At 65.8% G+C, this 16,923-nt stretch carries 14 protein-coding genes; 5 read left to right on the top strand and 9 right to left on the bottom strand.

Going from position 1 to position 16,923, the window contains the following annotated elements:
• Nucleotides 1-10: 10 nt before the first annotated feature.
• From ACFC4D_RS32750 to ACFC4D_RS32720, 7 genes are read right to left on the bottom strand one after another with little or no spacing between them, the layout of a single operon-like run.
• Entirely contained in the window at nt 11-814 is an 804-nt protein-coding gene (locus tag ACFC4D_RS32750) for an ABC transporter ATP-binding protein (RefSeq protein WP_376068954.1), read from the bottom strand.
• On the bottom strand, nt 811-1,809 hold the full coding sequence (locus ACFC4D_RS32745) for an ABC transporter ATP-binding protein (protein ID WP_375953715.1): 999 nt from the start codon (nt 1,807-1,809) through the stop codon (nt 811-813). Before ACFC4D_RS32745 ends, ACFC4D_RS32750 begins: the two co-directional genes overlap by 4 nt.
• The gene (locus ACFC4D_RS32740) at nt 1,806-2,663 is read right to left on the bottom strand and encodes an ABC transporter permease (protein ID WP_376068952.1); all 858 of its coding nucleotides are present in this window, start codon (nt 2,661-2,663) and stop codon (nt 1,806-1,808) included. Before ACFC4D_RS32740 ends, ACFC4D_RS32745 begins: the two co-directional genes overlap by 4 nt.
• The gene (locus ACFC4D_RS32735; protein ID WP_364632136.1) at nt 2,663-3,610 is read right to left on the bottom strand and encodes an ABC transporter permease; all 948 of its coding nucleotides are present in this window, start codon (nt 3,608-3,610) and stop codon (nt 2,663-2,665) included. The genes ACFC4D_RS32740 and ACFC4D_RS32735 overlap by 1 nt, the downstream gene beginning before the upstream one ends.
• Nucleotide 3,611: 1 nt before the next feature.
• Nucleotides 3,612-5,258, bottom strand: a complete 1,647-nt coding sequence (locus ACFC4D_RS32730; protein WP_376068950.1) for an ABC transporter substrate-binding protein — start codon at nt 5,256-5,258, stop codon at nt 3,612-3,614.
• A gap of 34 nt (nt 5,259-5,292) precedes the next feature.
• The gene (locus ACFC4D_RS32725) at nt 5,293-6,279 is read right to left on the bottom strand and encodes a nitrilase-related carbon-nitrogen hydrolase (protein WP_376068948.1); all 987 of its coding nucleotides are present in this window, start codon (nt 6,277-6,279) and stop codon (nt 5,293-5,295) included.
• On the bottom strand, nt 6,276-7,277 hold the full coding sequence (locus tag ACFC4D_RS32720) for an agmatine/peptidylarginine deiminase (protein WP_376069131.1): 1,002 nt from the start codon (nt 7,275-7,277) through the stop codon (nt 6,276-6,278). Before ACFC4D_RS32720 ends, ACFC4D_RS32725 begins: the two co-directional genes overlap by 4 nt.
• A 187-nt stretch (nt 7,278-7,464) precedes the next feature.
• Between ACFC4D_RS32720 and ACFC4D_RS32715 the strand changes: the two genes are divergently transcribed.
• From ACFC4D_RS32715 to ACFC4D_RS32695, 5 genes are all read left to right on the top strand, one after another.
• On the top strand, nt 7,465-7,959 hold the full coding sequence (locus tag ACFC4D_RS32715) for a nuclear transport factor 2 family protein (protein WP_376068946.1): 495 nt from the start codon (nt 7,465-7,467) through the stop codon (nt 7,957-7,959).
• Between the two features lie 180 nt (nt 7,960-8,139).
• Nucleotides 8,140-9,096, top strand: a complete 957-nt coding sequence (locus ACFC4D_RS32710) for a M23 family metallopeptidase (protein ID WP_376068945.1) — start codon at nt 8,140-8,142, stop codon at nt 9,094-9,096.
• Nucleotides 9,097-9,251: 155 nt separating this feature from the next.
• Nucleotides 9,252-10,448 carry an acyltransferase gene (locus ACFC4D_RS32705; protein WP_376068943.1) on the top strand — a complete coding sequence of 399 codons (1,197 nt, stop codon included), beginning with the start codon at nt 9,252-9,254 and terminating at the stop codon, nt 10,446-10,448.
• A 134-nt stretch (nt 10,449-10,582) separates the two neighbouring features.
• Nucleotides 10,583-11,779: an Ig-like domain-containing protein gene (locus ACFC4D_RS32700; RefSeq protein WP_376068941.1), complete on the top strand. Its 1,197-nt coding sequence runs from the start codon at nt 10,583-10,585 to the stop codon at nt 11,777-11,779.
• Between the two features lie 208 nt (nt 11,780-11,987).
• Nucleotides 11,988-13,619 (top strand): CocE/NonD family hydrolase, encoded by a 1,632-nt coding sequence (locus ACFC4D_RS32695; RefSeq protein ID WP_376068939.1) that lies wholly within the window; start codon nt 11,988-11,990, stop codon nt 13,617-13,619.
• An 88-nt stretch (nt 13,620-13,707) separates the two neighbouring features.
• Here the strand turns inward: ACFC4D_RS32695 and ACFC4D_RS32690 are convergent, their stop codons facing one another.
• On the bottom strand, nt 13,708-15,105 hold the full coding sequence (locus ACFC4D_RS32690; RefSeq protein ID WP_376068938.1) for a lipase family protein: 1,398 nt from the start codon (nt 15,103-15,105) through the stop codon (nt 13,708-13,710).
• A 413-nt stretch (nt 15,106-15,518) separates the two neighbouring features.
• Complete coding sequence (locus tag ACFC4D_RS32685; RefSeq protein ID WP_376068937.1) at nt 15,519-16,844, bottom strand: flavin monoamine oxidase family protein; 1,326 nt, start codon at nt 16,842-16,844, stop codon at nt 15,519-15,521.
• Between the last annotated feature and the right edge of the window lie 79 nt (nt 16,845-16,923).

Genomic DNA, 16,923 nt, shown 5'->3' with positions numbered 1-16,923 from the left:
ACCACGACCCTCATCCGGTGACCAGTGCGGGGGTACGGCGACTCGGTATCCATCCCGGGCGCGGAACGCTGTCGAGAAGGGCGCGGGTGTACGGGTGCTGGGGACTGCCGAGCAGTTCCTCGGTCGGCCCCTGTTCCACCACCCGCCCCTGCGCCATCACCAGGCTGTACTCGGTCACCTGTCGCACCACCGCCAGGTCATGGGTGATGAAGACGTACGAGATGCCGGTCGCCGCACGGACATCCGCGAGCAGATTCAATACCTGCGCCTGGATCGACACATCGAGCGCGGCGACCGCCTCGTCCAGCACCAGCACGCGGGGGTTCGCCCCGAGCGCCCGCGCGATGGCGACCCGCTGACGCTGTCCGCCGGACAGTTGCGCGGGCAGCGAGGCCAGCAGTCGTTCATCGAGTGCGACCATGTCGGCGAGTTCCTCCACCCGCGCCCGCACGGTCGCGGGCGTACCGGACCGGTGCAGTGCGACCGCTTCGGTGAGCGCCTGCCGGACGGTATGCCGCGGGTCGAGGCTGGAATACGGGTCCTGGAACACGATTTGGGCTTCACCGGCGCGTTTGCGCCGGGCGCGAGTGGAGCGAGACGGCTGTGAGCGATCGTTGCCGCAGCAGCTGATACTGCCGGAACTGGGGTGTTCCAGGCCAATCACCATGCGCGCGACCGTCGTCTTCCCGGATCCGGATTCGCCGACGATGCCGAGCGACGATCCGGCGGCCAATTCGAAACTGACATCGTCGACGGCGGTGAACGTGCCGAACTGTTTGGTCAGATTGCGCACGCTCAGAACGGATTTCGTCATGCCGGGGTCCTCTTCAGGTCGAGCCGCAATTCCGTGCTGTGCAGGCAGCGCACCGATCCGGTCGGCTCGGTGTGCAGTGCGATCGGGCCGGATGCGGTGCAATCGTCTTGCCGATGCGGGCAGCGGTGCGAGAAACCACAATTGAGATCGGCCTGCCACGCCCCGATGGGCTGTCCGGGGATGACGGCCAGCCGGGCACTGGGATGCTCCAGATCGGGCCGCGCCCGAGCCAGCGCCGCGGTGTAGGGATGCAGCGGATCATGGTGCAGCCGTTGCGATGTCTGCGTTTCCACGATCTGACCGGCGTACATGACCGCGGTCCGATCGCATACCGCCGCCGCCAGATCGAGGTCGTGCGTGATGAACAGCAGGGCGACGCCCGAATCCCGGCGCAGCTCATTGAGAATCGCCATGACCTCGGATTGGGTGGTGACATCCAGGGCCGTGGTGGGTTCATCGGCGAGAATCAATTTCGGCTTGCCGAGCAGGGCCGCGGCGATCATGACGCGTTGCAGCATGCCGCCGGACAGATCACCGGGATACTGCCGCATACGGCGGGCGGTATCGGTAATGCCAACGGCGGTAAGGACTTCCTGCGCCTGCCGGGTCGCGGTGCGCCGATCCACCCGGGCCACCGAACGCAGCTGTTCGGTGAGGAAATCCCCGATCCGGCGCACCGGATTGATGGCGATGCGCGGATCCTGGAAGATCACCGCCATATCCGCGCGCGCCCGGCGCAGCGGTTCCCCGCGCAGTGCGAGCAGTTCGTGTTCGCCGAGCCGGATCGCGCCCGTGGCCACCGCGCGATCGGGGAGCAGGCGCGCGACGGCCTTGGCGGTCATGGATTTTCCCGCACCGGATTCACCGACGAGGCCGAGCGCCTCCCCGCGTTCGATGGTGAAGGAGATATCGCGCAGTACGGTGCGCTGTTCGCCCTGTGCGGACAGGGTCACGCCGAGCTCACGCACGGTGAGCAGCGGGTCGGCTGAGTTCATCGCGGCTCCTTGGTATACCGGTCATTGAGGCGCTCGCCCAGGATGTTGAAGGCCACCACCACCAGCACCAGCACGGTGCCCGAGACCAATGACTCGGCCGGATAGCCTTGAAGCACACCGGTTTTGCCCTCCGAGGCCATGACGCCCCAATCCGCCTGCGGCGGTTGTACGCCCAGGCCGAGGAAGGAGATGGCGGCCAGATCCAGTGCCGCCCAGCCGAACAGGATGGTGGACTGCGCGACCAGCAGGGCGGCGATATTCGGGGCGATATGGCGTACGCAGATGGTCCAGGCCGAACACCCTTGTACTTCGAGGGCTTCGATATATGGCAGCGATCGTTCGCGCAGTGCCGCGGCGCGCACGATTCGCACCACGTACGGCGTGTACGCCACGGCCAGCGCGATGGCCGCGGACCATTGGCTCGGCCCGGCGATGGCCGCGACCAGGACCGCGAGCAGCAGTCCCGGGAACGCGAACACCAGATCCGAACCCGAGGAGATGACATTGTCGACCCAGCCGTGCCGCCAGCTGGCCACGATCGCCAGCACGGTCCCGGCCAGCATGGCCAGCGCGATGACGATGAGCGCGCCCAGCATGGAGGAGCGCGCACCGACCAGCACACGCGAGAACAGGTCGCGCCCTTGGGAATCGAAGCCGAGCAGATGTCCCCCGCCGGGACCGATGAAGGCATTGGTGAGATTGCTCTGATTGGCCGGATAGGGCGCGAGCAGCGGTCCGAAGACCGCCACCACCGCGGCCAGGATGATCACCACCGCGCTCGCGTAGCCGAGCCAGCCGATGCCCGAGAACTTGCGCAGCAGGGTGCTGCCCGGGCGGGTCAGGGTGAGGGTCATCAGCTCGCCGCCGTTCCGAGCGCCACGCGCGGATCGAGCCGCGCGAACAGCAGATCGACCAGGGCGTTGATGATGACGAATCCGGCCACCATGAGCAGTGAGATCGCCTGCACCACGGCGAAATCCTTGCTGGCGGCGGCTTTGACCAGGGCCGACCCCAGACCGTTGAGGCTGAACGCCTCCTCGACAATGGAGACCAGCACGATCAGGGTGGCGATGGTCAATCCCGTCACGGTCATGATGGGGATGGAGGCGTTGTGCAGCACATGCCTGCGCAGGATCGCACCGCGCGGAATGCCCCGGCTGATCGCGGTCTGCACCCGTTCGCTTTTCGCCTCGGCCCGCACCGAGGCCCGGGTCACCCGGGCCACCAGTGCGAGTGAGGAACTGGCCAACGCTATCGCGGGCAGGGTGAGATGCCACAGCTGATCGGAGAAGCCGTGCCCGTCGCCCAGGGCCGGGAACCAGCCCAGATTGACGGCGAACACGCTGATCAACAGCAGCGCCGCCACGAACGACGGCAGCGCCGCGAGCACCGTGGTGACCAGCAATGCAATGGTGTCGACGATGCCCGGTTTGAGCGCGCTCACGATACCGATCCCGATGCCCGCCACGATCACGATGAGCGAGGCGTACCCCACCAGTTCGATACTGGTGGGCGCACGCTGCGCGATGAGCGTTCCGACATCCTGGCGGCTGGTGGTGGAATATCCGAAGTCGCCGTGCAGCGCCGAGCCGAGCCAATGCCAATACCGCTGCGGCAGTGGCTCGTTCAGTCGGTAGCGCTCCTCCAGAATCGCGCGCGCTTCCGGGGTGATCTGGCGGCCGCCGGTCAGCACCGAAATCGGGTCTCCCGGTGCGAGATACAGCGCACCGTAGATGGCGATGCTCGCCGCGAACATGGTCGCGAACAGCAGGGCGAGCCGCCGGAGCAGGAATCTGGCCATATCAGCTCCCCGCACCCAGCATGGCCAGCACCGGGGATTGCATGTACGCGAACGAGGTCGGCGCACCGGTGAGCTTATTGCTCAGCACCAGGCAGGTGACCGGGTGCGCGACCGGAATCCAGGGCAGCTCCTGCATGAGGAGTTTGTCCACCTCGACCATATCGGTGGCGCGGCGGGTCGGGTCCGCCTCGGCGCGGGCCTTGTCCAGCCAGTCGGTGATGGCGGGATTCTCATAGCCGGAGTAGTTCTGATTGCCTTGCGGCAGCACGTATGTCGCGATCAGAGCCGCCGGATCGGCGTAATCGCCGTAGGTGGTGGTGCTGAACGCGTCGACGCCCGCCCGCGCCTTCGGATCGGTGAAGAAGTTGATGTAGTTCTCCGGGGAGACATTGAGCAGCTTGGCATTCAGGCCGATGGTGTTGGCGACTTCCAGCCAGGCATTGGACATGGTCGCGACCGTGGCCATACCGGAGGAGGTGCCGATCACCAGCGGTTTACCCTCCGCGCCCGCCTCGCGGATGAGGCGTTTGGCCTCGTCCAGGTCCCGTTTCACCTCGGGTGCGGCATTCCAGGCGGCGCTGAAGACATCCTTGGCGTAACCCCAGGTGCCAGGATTGGCGGACAGGCGGGGCTCCAGGGCATTACCGGCGTACACGGCGTTGATGAAGCTGCGCCGGTCGAACGCCAGTGACAGTGCGCGCCGCACCCGGACATCGCCGAGCACGCCCGTCAGGTTGGCGGGGATGAGGAATTCGCTCTCCAGGGTCGGGCCCATATGCACGGAAACCCCTGCGGTGCGCTGGAGTTGGGCCAGGTTCGAGGTGTCGGTGACATAGCTGCCGTCGATCTCGCCGGTGGTGAGGCCGGTGGTGAGGGTCGCCGCGTCCGAAACGCCCCGGAAGGTGACCTCTTTCGTCAGGGGCTTGAGGCTGGAGTCCCAATAGTTCGGGTTGGCGGTCACTTTCAGTGTGTCGCCGGAGGTCCACTTGGACAGCCGGTACGCCCCGGTGCACATGGTGCCCGCCTCCGGGGTGCCGAATTTCGCACCGGCGCTCTCGGCGAACGCCTTCTCGATCACGATGCCGGGCATGGCCGAAAGTTCGCCCGGCAGCCAGTAATCCGGCTTGGTGAGGTTGATGGTCACGGTGCCCGGACCGGTCGCGGTAATGGAGTCGACGCGGTCGAAGACGGTGCCGTAGAAGCCGCCGAGTGCAGGATTGCGATGGCGTTCGAGGCTGTAGACGACATCCTCGGCGGTGAGCGGTTTGCCATCCCAGAAGGTGACGCCGGGGCGGATGGTCAGCGCCAGCTGGGTCGGGGTGACGTAGCGGTACTCGCTGGCCAGTCCGAAACCGATACTGCCGTCCGGCTTTTGGCGCAGCAGGGCATCGCACATGGTGGCGATGACGGTGTTCTCCGGATAGTCGAAGGCGGTGGCCGGATCGACGGTGGTGGGGTCGCGGTACAGCGCCCAGGTGGCGGAGTCCACGCCCTTGGTGGCGGGGGTGGTGGTGGACGGGAGATTCAGCAGCGCGGCGGCGTCGGGGGCGGGCGGGGTGGCCGACGGCACCCGCCCGCCGCAGCCGGTGACGACGGCGGCCACGCATAAGGCGACCAGGGTGGCGCGGATTCGACTGTTCGTGAGCATGGTCGGAACCTGTTTTCGATCTGGGGCGGGTGTGTCAGGGAGTTCCGGGCAGGGGCGAAACGGGTGCGGTGAGAACGGCATACGCGTCCGGGCGGCGGGTATCGAAGAAGCCGAAGCCGAGCCAGTCGCGGCGTTGATCGAGGTCGAGGTCGGCGACCAGTACGGTGTCTCGATCGCGCGGGGCGCGGACCAGGGTGCGGCCGTAAGGGTCGGAGATGAAGGACGAACCGTAGAAGGTGAGTCCGTCCTCCGCGCCGATGCGGTTGATCACCACCATGAAAGTGGCGTTGGCCAAGCCGTTTCCGGTGATCATGCGGTGCCACAGCGGTTCGGTGTCGAAATCCGCCGGTTCGGGTTCGCTGCCGATGGCGGTGGGGTAGACCAGGATTTCCGCACCGCCGAGCGAATAGGCGCGGGCGAGTTCGGGGAACCACTGGTCCCAGCAGGTGGGGAAGCCGAATTGTGCTCCGGCGGCGGAGATTACGGGGTAGCCGGTATCGCCGGGTTCGAAATAGTGGTCCTCGTGATAGCCCGGGAAGGCGGGGATGTGGATCTTGCGGGTGCGGGCGTGCAGGGTGCCATCGGGGCCAACCAGGATGGCGGTGTTGTAGCCGCGACCGGTATCGCTGTGCTCGTAGAGCGAGGCGTGCACGTACACACCGTTTTTCACGGCTTGTTCGCGGGCGAAGGTGGTCGTCGGGCCGTCCGGGATGTGTTCGCGGTGGGCGGGTGCGTCGGGGCTGTCGGGGACGGTGGCGAAGTAGGCGCTCAGGGTGAGTTCCTGGAGGCAGACGACCTGTGCGCCGAGGTCGGCGGCACGCTTGATGCCTTCGGCCAGAACGGCTTTGTGCTCGTCCGGATCCGGGTGCCAGCTGGTCTGCACCGCGCCGATGCGCAGGGCGGGGCGGGTGGTCGGGGTCCGGCGCGCGGGTGAGGGCAGGGTTTCCTCGACCGCGGTCACGGTGACGAAACGTCCGTCATCCTCGGTGTGCTGCACGGGCATTCGATCGCAGTCGCTCATCGGGTGACCCCTGCGGCCGGAATCTGCTGGGTGATGCAGTGCACGCCGCCACCGCCGTAGGCGACGATATTGCCCGGTACACCGACGATTTCGCGATCCGGGAAGGCTTTGGCGAGCACCTCCAGGGCGCCGCCGTCGAGCTCGTGCTCGCCGATCGGCACCACCACACCGCCATTGGCGACATAGAAGTTGGCGTAGGCGACCATGGTCTCGGTGCCGTCGGGCAGCGTCTTGATCGGGAACTGCGGCAGTTCCAGGATCTCGAACGATCGGCCCGCCGCATCGGTGCTCTCCCGCAACACCTTCAGATTCGCGGCCATCCGCTCGAAATCGGGCAGCGCCGGATCCTCACAGGTCTGCGCGATCACCACGCCCGGCCGCACATAGGTGCATACGCCGTCGACGTGCCCGTCGGTGTGCGCGTCATCGAAATGCCCGTACGGCAACCAGATGATCTTCGTAATCCCCAGCCGCGCTTTCAGTTCCGCCTCGATCTGCTCCTTCGTCATCCCCGGATTGCGATTCGGATGCAGCAGGCACTGTTCGGTGGTGATGAGCGTCCCCTCGCCGTCCACCGTGATCGATCCGCCCTCGAGAATCATGTCCGAGCCGAACCGCTCGATCCCGAGCGTCTCCAGCACCCGCGCACTGATGGTCGCGTCCTGGTCATAGGGCAGAAACCGCTCCCCCCACGAGTTGAACCCGAAATCCACCGCAGCCCGATTCCCCTTCTCGTCCAGCACGATCAGCGGCCCCGAATCCCGCAACCAGGAATCATCGATCCCCAACTCGACCACCTCGACCCCGGGCCCACAGGCCTCCCGAGCCTCCTGTCCCTGCCCCGGATTCGCGATCATCAACACCGGCTCGAACCGGGCGATAGCATCCGCCACCGCCGCATACTCCGCCTTCGCCTCCGCGAAGTACGGCCCCCACAAACTCTCCCTGGTAGGCCACCCCATCAAGCACCGCTCATGCGGCGCCCACTCGGCCGGCATCCGATACGTCGTTCCCTCATCTGTGGTCTGCGTCATGCCGACAAACGATAAACTGACTAAAAAATTAGTCAAGACCTGAGCCCAGATTTAACCCGAAGGGAGCGAAGATGATCGATACCGGACCATCCCGCGCATGCTCGCGCATACGATCGCCGGGGAACACGTTTCAATTCACACGGAGGAAACCATGGGTCGATTCGAGCGCACCGAGTTGGAGGAGGCGCTGCGGAACTACAACGCGGTGGTCGACAAGTGTTCCGAGACAGGGGATTGGAGTCCGTTCGCGGATCTGTTCACCGAGGATGTCGAGTACATCGAGCACGCCTACGGCATCTTCCACGGGCGCGAGGAGGTGCGCGGTTGGATCGTCGATGTGATGGCCCCGTTCCCACATATGCGGTTCGAACATCACTGGACGGCTTTCGACGAGACCAATGACGCCATCGTGGTGGGGATCAGCAATGTGCTGGACCATCCCACAGATCCGAACGCGCACTTCGGGTTTCCGAACGTCACCCGAATCGTGTACGCGGGCAACGGACTCTTCTCCTCGGAGGAGGACATCTACAACCCGGTCCGAGACGCTCCCCGCGTGGTGGGTGAATGGGCGAAGGCCGGCGGCACCTTCCGCACCGCCCCGATTCGCGAGATGAAACATATCGCCGCGCCCCGGGCCGACTAGTCGGCGGGAACTGTGCGGTGAACGCCGAGTGTCCTGTCGCGCAATGAATTACGGGGCGGGGAATTCCGGTCCGGAAAAGATCACGGGTCTGTACAGTTTTCGGCACGTCGCGCATTCGGATTCTCGACTCGCCGGCGATCGGCGGGCGCGACGCCTCGACGATCGACCTGAGGACGAGCCATGCCGAACCACCGTGTATCCCCCGGTTCCCTCCCCGTCACCGATCTGCTTGATGTGGCCGAGATCCAGTGTGCCAGTAGCCATCGCGCGGATTCCTTCACCACCGGGCGGTTTCGCGCGGTGGCCGGGATCGCGGTCGCGGCGGGGGCGCTATTGACCGCGGGGGCGCATCTCACGCCCGCCGTGGCCAATGCCGCGCCGGTCACGCCCGCCGATGAGGAACCGGCCGATGTCGCCGAAACCACGCCCGCCCCAGTACAAGTCACGCCACCGGCGACCATCGCCACACCCTTCGGACTGGTCGGGCTCGCACCCGAGATCGCCGCACCGCTCGCGCAGGCCGAACAGTTCATCAGGGATATCCAGCAGCAGGTGGTCGACGCACAGCAACAGGCGGTGGTCGACACCCAGCAGCAGGTGACCGATGTGCAGGAGCAGGTGGTGCAGGTGCAACAGCAGGTAATCGCCGCGCTGCCGATCACGCCGTCCATACCGCTCGCACCCGCGCCCGCACCCGCCCCGGCACCGGCACCGGCACTGACCATCAGCCCCACCGTGCTACCGGTGGTCGGCGGTCAGATCAGTTCCGGATTCGGCAATCGATGGGGCGAATTCCACTACGGCGTCGATATCGCCGACCCCATCGGCACCCCCATTCGCTCGGTCATGAGCGGCACGGTCCTGGAGGCGGGCCCCGCCTCGGGCTTCGGCCAATGGGTCCGGGTCCGGCAGGACGACGGCACCATCGCGGTCTACGGCCACGTCAACGATATGTACGTACAGGCCGGTCAGCACGTCAATGTCGGCGACATCATCGCCTCGGTGGGCAATCGCGGCCAATCGACCGGCCCACATCTGCACCTGGAGATCTGGGACACCGACGGCACCAAGATCGACCCGGTGGCCTGGCTCGCCGGAAAAGGCATTCTGATGCAGCAGCATTGGGGCGCCGACTGACCGGCACCCACCGCTGAGTCGACGCGGTTCACGCGACGATCGCCACACAGCAGGTTCACAGGGCACAGGAACGGGCATCACAGTTCCAGGAGCCAACATGTGAGGATGGGTGCGGCGATCGAGTGCCGAGGTCCAGCCGGGAAATCGGCCGGAATATGAGTACTGCCACGGAGATTCAGCAGCCCGCCGCCGAGATCGGCGGCGGGCGGCGCAAACGGCCGTATCTGCATCAGGTGGATCTGTTCCGAATAATCACCTTCTGCTGCGTCATCATGGTGCACACCATCAGCAGCGTGAACGATGCGGGCAGCGTGGCCGCCAATGCGGCGCTGGCACTACTGCACTTCACCCGGTACGCCTTCTTCGCACTGACCGGTTTCGTGCTGATCTACCAGTTCGGGCATCAGTCACTGCGCGCGCGGAGCTTCTGGCCGCGGCGCTTCGCGCTGGTCGGCATTCCGTATGTGCTGTGGTCGGTGATCTACTGGGCGTATTCCATCCATCTGGGTCAGATTCACGGCTCGGTGAGCTGGCTGCTCAGCCGCCTCGGTCTGGATCTGCTGTTCGGAACGGCCTACTACCACCTGTACTTCCTGCTGGTCACCATGCAGGTCTATCTGCTGTTCCCGCTGCTGCCGAAACTGTTGCGGCGCACCGAGGGACGGCATCGCTGGTTGCTGGCGGCGAGCGCCGTGCTGCATGTGCTCGTGCTGTGGACCCTCGCCTATCCGCCGTTCGACGGTGGTCTACCGGCGCAGATCTGGATGCACGTGTACGCCACAGTTCTTCCGTACCAGTTCTTCACGCTGCTGGGCGCGCTCGCGGCCTGGCATATCGATGCCGTGCACGCTTTCCTGCGCGAGCACACCCGCTTGATCGTGGCGGCGGTGCTGGTCATCGCGGTCGCGGCGGAGGGCGAGTATCAGCTCGCGGTGCACGACGGACAGGTGGCATGGGTCGCCTCGGACGTCTTCCTGCCCGAACGCACCCTCTGGTTCATCGCCATCACGGTGGGGCTGTATCTGCTCGGTACGCGCTGGGCCGACCAGCGGCAACACCACGACCGGCTCGCCAAAGTCGTTCGCTACGGCGCGGACCGATCATTCGGCGTCTTCCTGATTCATCCGTTCATGCTCGAACTCCTCACCCCCGTACTGCTGCCGCTGGCCCCGTCGATCGGCCGTTTCTGGCTGACGATCGTGCTGTATCTCGGCGTCGTGGCCGGCTCCCTGGCCGGTACGGCGGTCCTGCGCCGCAGCCCGGTCAGCCTGTGGCTCACCGGTAGACCCATGCTGCGCACCGATCCGGCCGCACTGGTGCCACCGCGTTTCCGCGTCCACTCCGAAGCCTGATGCCCGCCTCCTCGATCGAGGAAGGATGACGGTTATGCCTCGGAACGGTGGAGGTGTGGCCTGTCGCCGCGCCGAATCGGCCCGGCTGCCGCATGCTGACGGGCGGTCGTGCACAGGGCGAAGGGAGAAGACCGGTGGCATTGCGACGTCGCGAGCTGCTGATCGGCTTCGCCGGTGCGAGTGGGTTGACGCTGACCGCCTGCGCGGGTGACCAAACCCCGCCCGCCCCACCGAAACCCGCGGTCATCCGCTTCGATCCGGTCACCGAGGCCCATGACGTCGACGCCCGCAAACCCGGTACGGTCACCGTCACCGATGGCGAATTGCGCAGCGTGGAATGGCTCGATGAAACCGGCCGGGCCCTGCCGGGCACACTGTCACCCGATAAGCGCAGCTGGATCAGCGCCGAACCACTCGGCTACGGCCACACCTACACCGCGAAAGCCGTGGCACACGGTGCGACCGGCGAGGTGAACGCCGCCGCGAACTGTTCGACGGTGACCCCCGATCACCTGATCGACTTCTCGCTGGGCTCGCAGAATATGGTCGACCTCACCGAAAACGACACCTACGGAGTCGGTTTCGTAATCCTGGCGCATTTCACCGAAGCGGTCGACCGTGCGGCCGCCGCGGCACGGCTGAAGGTCACCACCGAACCCCCGGTACCCGGAGCCTGGTACTGGCTCGACGATCGCAACGCGCACTGGCGACCGGAGTTCTACTACGCGCCCGGCACCCGAGTCACCATCGCCGCCGAACTTTTCGGCGCGGATCTGGGCGGCGGCGGATTCGGCCTGCGCGATCAACGGATTTCGGTGCTCATCGGTCCCGCGCACGTGGCCATCGCCGATGACAACACCAAGATGATCGATGTCTTCGAGAACGGAAACCTGGTGCGCAGCATGCCCACCTCGATGGGTATGGGTGGCACGTCGATGGTCGGCGGTCGCCTGCTGTCGTTCTGGACCCGCCCCGGCACCTATACCGTGCTCGATCGCCAGCATCCGGTGATGATGGATTCCTCCAGCTACGGCCTGCCGACCAATTCCGGTCTCGGCTATCGCACCAAGATCGACCACGCCGTCCGCATCAGCCACGACGGCATTTTCGTGCACGCGCTCGCGCAAAGCATGTGGGCACAGGGCAATACGAATGTCTCACACGGCTGCCTGAACATCTCCCCCGATGACGCGGCCTGGTTCTTCGACTTCGTCATCCCCGGCGATGTGGTGGAGGTCCGCAATACCGGCGGCGATCCCCTCGACATCTGGCAGAACGGCGACTGGAGCATTCCATGGCCGCAGTGGCAGCAGGGCAGCGCACCCGCTTGACCTGACCTGCGGTATGCATTTCGATTCCCATCCGGGCGCCGGAGGGTCGCGGTAGCCTTTTCAAAGCTGTTGTTTTCAAACAGCTTTCGGCAAATGGTCGCGCGGCGAATATCGATTCGCCCGCGCGGGGACCGATTTGCGTCTGCTCGAATTCCTTTCCGCGACAATGCCGTCCGCGGCTCCCTCCTGCCCATCAAAGGATAGGAACATGTCACAAGCGCGTTCGAATCAATTGCGGTTGCTGGCTCCGGACCAGGAAATCACCCTCGATGCGGTGGTGAACGGCCTGCTCACCGGGGCCGCGACCGGCGTACCGGAGTATCTCGTCGACGATATCGTCGCGGTGCGCGCCGCGAGCACGCTCGGCCGGGTGCGCATTCCCGGTGATGGCGGCGTCATGCTCGACGGATTCGCCGCACGGCCGCTGCTCGGCGGTCCGCATCCGCTCATCGTCCTGCCCGCCGGATTGGATCCGACCGGTTGGAAAATGTACTCCGGAGCCATTATTCGGCTGCTCATGCGCGGATACGCGGTGGTTGCCTATACCGAGCGGGGCCTGCCCGAATCGGAGGGTGAACTGACCGTCGCCGGTCCCGAGGATGTCGCGGACGGCCGCAGCGTGATCGATTGGGCACTGGAGAATGTGCCGGATGTCGATCCGGAGCGGATCGGCATGGCGGGCATCTCCTACGGTTCCGGTATCAGCCTGCTGGTCGCACAGGCCGATGAGCGGGTCAAAGCCGTCGCGGCACTGAGCACCTGGGCGGATCTGGGTGAGGCGCTGTACGACAATTCGACGCGGCATATCGCGGCGGCGGAAGTCCTGGCGGCGATCAGCGATCGGCCCAGCAGCGAATTGCTCAAGGTGCTGGAGGATTTCCGCGCGAATACCAATATCGATCAGGTGCTGGAATACGCCGCGCAGCGCTCCCCCGCCCGACTGCCCGATACGCCGCGACCGGTGCCGACGCTGTTCACCAGCTATTGGCACGAGACGATCTTCCCGCAGAATCAACTGCTGGAATATTTCGACCGCTATCCCGGCCCCAAACGCCTCGACCTCGCGGTGGGAGACCATGGCGCGGTGGAGATTCCGGGCCTGCTGCTCGGGGTGTACACCCGCACCACCGAGGCCGCGTACGACTGGTTCGACCACTATCTGCGGGGCGTGGACAACGGTATCGACAGTGACGGCGGCGTGCACACCGAGACCATGCACAGTTTCACCGCGACCGCCGCCCCGGATCTGTCGTCGTGGTCCCAACCGGCCCGCCGCTACTATCTCACCGCACCCGCGGCCGGATCCTCCGACGGCACACTGACTTCGGAGCCCCCGTCGAATTTCAGTCAGCGTATCCAGCAGGGTGATCCGCAGGTCCAGGCCGTCGGCCAGCTGGTCATGGACGGTTTTCGTGAACGCCTGCTGATGCCCCGGCGTCAGCAGTTCGCCGAGGTTGACCGCACCGCCGCCGCGGTCTGGTCGACCCCGGAATTCGCGGGCCCACAACGTCTTTCGGGCTATCCGGAAGTGGCGCTGACCCTCACTCCATCCGGTGACGCGGTCACCCTGATCGCCTACCTGTTGGATCTGGATCCGTTCACCGGCACCATGCGGATCATCACCCACGCCGCCACCACGGTCGACAACCGGCAACCCGGCCAGGCGACCGATGTGCGAATCCGCTTGCAAGCCACCGACTATCAGATTCCACGCGGACACAAAATGGTCCTGATCACCGATACCCGCGATGATCTCTACGCCGGTGCCGACCAGCCCGATACCGGTGGCACCGTCACGCTATCCGGCTCGGCCTACCTGGATATCCCCGCCGGTTCATAGCGACCGTATCCGTTCCCCGGCCCCGCGCTCCCGGTCGGGTTTCGACCGGGAGCGGGGCCCCACCCGGCGCGGCGGGGAGTTCGGGAGGTTATTTGACGCCGATGGGCGCGCCGAAGAATGACGCGATGGTGTCGCCGAATGTCTGTGCGAGCAAAGACAATCCGGCGGGGTTGAGCGCCATCAGGCCCGCTTCGGAGGTGCTGCACCCCGGTGCGGCCGGGATGCCGTTGAGGCGATCACGCAGCCACAGCAGTGCGGTCGCCGAACCGGAGACCTCGGTGGTGACGTGTTCGGCGAGATGTTCGCGGGTGTACTGGACCTGGGCGGCGGGGTCCTTGCAATAGGTGTCGACCAGGGTGTTGACCGGGCCGACCGGGATCAACTCATCCGGATTGCCCTGCCAGATGAACATCGGCATGGCCGGGGTGGCCTTACCCATCCGGGTCTTGTCGAGGGTGGCCTGAACCACCGGGTTGCGCATCGGATCGCCCTCCGGGACGCGCAGCAGGCCCTTCATATTCAGGAACGGGACCAGTGCGGTGTTGTACTGCACGCACATTCCGCCCTTGACCGTCGCCAGAGCCTGTCCCAGTGGGTCGAGGTCGCGGTTGAGCAGTTGGCCGAATTCGGGGTACTCCCGGCCTATGCCCAGCACCGCGGCCATGATCATGCCCGACCACGCCTGACCGTTGCCGTTATCGAGCACCGGGCCGAAATCGGCGGGCACACCACCCTCGGCGGCGGCGACGATATTGAGTTCGGGTGCGTAGCTCTGCTTCAGCTCGGCGGCGTGCCCGGTGGCGATGGCACCGCCGGAGTAGCCGTACATGGCGATGCGGGTATCGGGTGCGAGTCGCATCGGCTCGAAATCACGGGCGGCGCGGATTCCGTCCAGGGTGATTCGACCGGCGAGCGGGCCCGCCGCGAAAGCGTTGTCGGGCCCCTGATGATCGGGAATGACCACGGCCCAGCCCTGCTGCAATTCGGCCTGCGCGATCACGAATTCCAGTGGGGCGACGATCTGTCCGACGAAGGTCGCAGCGGACCACTGCTGTACCGCATAGGACGGTGAGCAGTAGGCGGCGAGGGAGTCCTCGGCGATCTGCATCGACACCAGTTTGTCCGGTGCGGAGCCGCGCGGTTTGAGCACCGTCGCGACCGCGGCGATCGGTTCGTCCCGGCTGTTGTTCGACCGGTAGGACACCTGCCAGGCATCGACATTGACCGGGATCAGCCCGGCGTTGGCGACATTGACCTGTCGCGCGGCGATGATCTGGCCCGGGGCCTTGGATGCCACGAGTTCGGGCGCGGGTTGGTAGAAACCCGGATCCAGTTCGGGCGGAAGGGGGATCGCGGCCGCGGGTTGCACCGGGACCGTCCCATCCGGTTCACCGACGGCCTCCGCGGTAGTGACGGTTGCCGCCAGGGCGATTATCGCCACGCCCACGACGGCCAACCGGCGAGACATCGTCGTCCGCAGGTTCATTCAGACTCCATCCAGCTCCAATGTGAGACCACACCGACTCACACGGCTGCGAGGTTAGCCCCATCACACCGCAGGCGCAAGACCTGTCCGGGACAGTCAATCATTCGACCCCTGCGGCTAACCGATAGCGACCTCGACCGGGATGATTTCTGTGAAACATCCTTCTTCCATAAAAGTCGTGAGCTAAGTTCACGACTACGCCGGACAGTCGGCGACAATGAAGTCGGAGGACATCGTGGAATTTCTTGGCTCTATCGCCGGACTCGCACAGATGGTGATCGGCACCATCCTCGCTAACACCGGTTCGGGTGGTTCCGGCTCCGGCTGGTGATCTTGACGGTTCGGCTCGCCGTGCGCGAGCCGAACCAATCGGTCACAATGCCGGTCCTCCGATCACGAAGCCGCCCAATCGATCACAAAGCCGCGACCACTTCGCGCGCTGCCCGCGTACCGGATTCGATCGCACCCTCGACATAGCCCGCGTGATCGGCCGCCCGCTCCGTACCCGCCCAGTGAATGGCCCCGGCCGGATCGAATCGAAGCGGTGGCAGTCCGGCGGTCGTACCGGGTTCCGGCACCGCCATATAGCCTCCGCCCACGTATTCATCGTGGCTCCAAGACTTTTCGTGCCAGCCGACCGGCTCGTTCACCTCCGGGCCGATATGCCGGACCAGCGTGCCGAGCACCGCGTCCCGGCGGGCGGCGGGATCCAATCGGTCCAGGTCGCGAGCGGCCGGACCGCCCACGAGCACACACAGATGACCCGGGCCGCCGGGCGGCGTGGTGTCGAATACCGCACGTCCGGGAGCATCCAGGATGAGGAATTCCCCGCCCGCGCGCTCGCGCCAGAAGGGCCGCTCGTACACCGCTATCGCCTTGTACACCGAGCCCATATAGCCGGCCGACGCGAGTTCGGCGTGCGCCGTGGGCAATTCGGGCTTGTAGGTGATCCGGTCGAGCAGCGGCGGCGGGACCGTGACGATGACCTTCGCGGCGGTGATGTCGCCCGCCGAAGTCCGCACGATCACACCCGATTCGCCCTGTTCGATCGATAGCACCCGCTGACCCAGACGAATTCGCGCACCGAGCTCATCGGCCAGTCGTTCGGCCAGCGACCCCATACCCTCGACGAGGAGGGAGTCCTGTGCGCCACCGCGCGTGGAGAGCATGGTGAACAGACCGCCCTGATTCCGGATCATGCGCGCGGCGGCATGAATCGAGAGTCGATCCAGATCCGCCGTCCACGAGATCGCGGCAATCACATCGAGCAGCTGCCGGGTGCTCCGCCCCGGCACCCTGGCCAGCCAGGACGCGACGGTCGTCGCATTCCATCGACGCGTTATACCGGTGCGGGACAACACTTCCGCGAACAGCAGGATCAGCACGGACAGCAACACCGACGGAGCCGACACCCGCAGCCGCTTCGAACGATCGATCAGAATCGGCAGCGTCCCGGTGTGCATCGGGAATCGGGTGGCCCCGAGTTCGGCCGCCAGCGCGCTGACCCGGTGATGGTCATGGCCGATCCACTGCCCGCCCAGATCCACTCGCGATCCGAGCGCGGTCGTCTCGGTCAGTGTCCGCCCGCCGACCCGATCGGCCGCCTCCACCACGATCACCTCGATCCCGTGCCGCCGCAGTTCCCGTGCCGCGACCAGCCCCGATACCCCCGCCCCGACGACCACCACCGTCGTATCCGATCCACCGGACTCCATTGCCCGCCGCGGGTCCTCGACCATCCCTGACTCCTTCCGAACGGCGACCGCCGAAACTAAGTCGTACAACCGACCGACTTTTTTCAGTAAGCCACAGCCGCAG

Source organism: Nocardia sp. NPDC056000 (assembly GCF_042269265.1).
GTDB lineage: Bacteria > Actinomycetota > Actinomycetes > Mycobacteriales > Mycobacteriaceae > Nocardia.
This window is presented reverse-complemented; position numbering and strand designations above follow the sequence as displayed.

Excerpts from the sequence above, each read along its gene's own strand:
- ACFC4D_RS32750 (WP_376068954.1), bottom strand. The coding sequence starts at position 814 with ATGACGAAATCCGTTCTGAGCGTGCGCAATCTGACCAAACAGTTCGGC.
- ACFC4D_RS32745 (WP_375953715.1), bottom strand. The coding sequence starts at position 1,809 with ATGAACTCAGCCGACCCGCTGCTCACCGTGCGTGAGCTCGGCGTGACC.
- ACFC4D_RS32740 (WP_376068952.1), bottom strand. The coding sequence starts at position 2,663 with ATGACCCTCACCCTGACCCGCCCGGGCAGCACCCTGCTGCGCAAGTTC.
- ACFC4D_RS32735 (WP_364632136.1), bottom strand. The coding sequence starts at position 3,610 with ATGGCCAGATTCCTGCTCCGGCGGCTCGCCCTGCTGTTCGCGACCATG.
- ACFC4D_RS32730 (WP_376068950.1), bottom strand. The coding sequence starts at position 5,258 with ATGCTCACGAACAGTCGAATCCGCGCCACCCTGGTCGCCTTATGCGTG.
- ACFC4D_RS32725 (WP_376068948.1), bottom strand. The coding sequence starts at position 6,279 with ATGAGCGACTGCGATCGAATGCCCGTGCAGCACACCGAGGATGACGGA.
- ACFC4D_RS32720 (WP_376069131.1), bottom strand. The coding sequence starts at position 7,277 with ATGCCGGCCGAGTGGGCGCCGCATGAGCGGTGCTTGATGGGGTGGCCT.
- ACFC4D_RS32715 (WP_376068946.1), top strand. The coding sequence starts at position 7,465 with ATGGGTCGATTCGAGCGCACCGAGTTGGAGGAGGCGCTGCGGAACTAC.
- ACFC4D_RS32710 (WP_376068945.1), top strand. The coding sequence starts at position 8,140 with ATGCCGAACCACCGTGTATCCCCCGGTTCCCTCCCCGTCACCGATCTG.
- ACFC4D_RS32705 (WP_376068943.1), top strand. The coding sequence starts at position 9,252 with ATGAGTACTGCCACGGAGATTCAGCAGCCCGCCGCCGAGATCGGCGGC.
- ACFC4D_RS32695 (WP_376068939.1), top strand. The coding sequence starts at position 11,988 with ATGTCACAAGCGCGTTCGAATCAATTGCGGTTGCTGGCTCCGGACCAG.
- ACFC4D_RS32690 (WP_376068938.1), bottom strand. The coding sequence starts at position 15,105 with ATGAACCTGCGGACGACGATGTCTCGCCGGTTGGCCGTCGTGGGCGTG.
- ACFC4D_RS32685 (WP_376068937.1), bottom strand. The coding sequence starts at position 16,844 with ATGGTCGAGGACCCGCGGCGGGCAATGGAGTCCGGTGGATCGGATACG.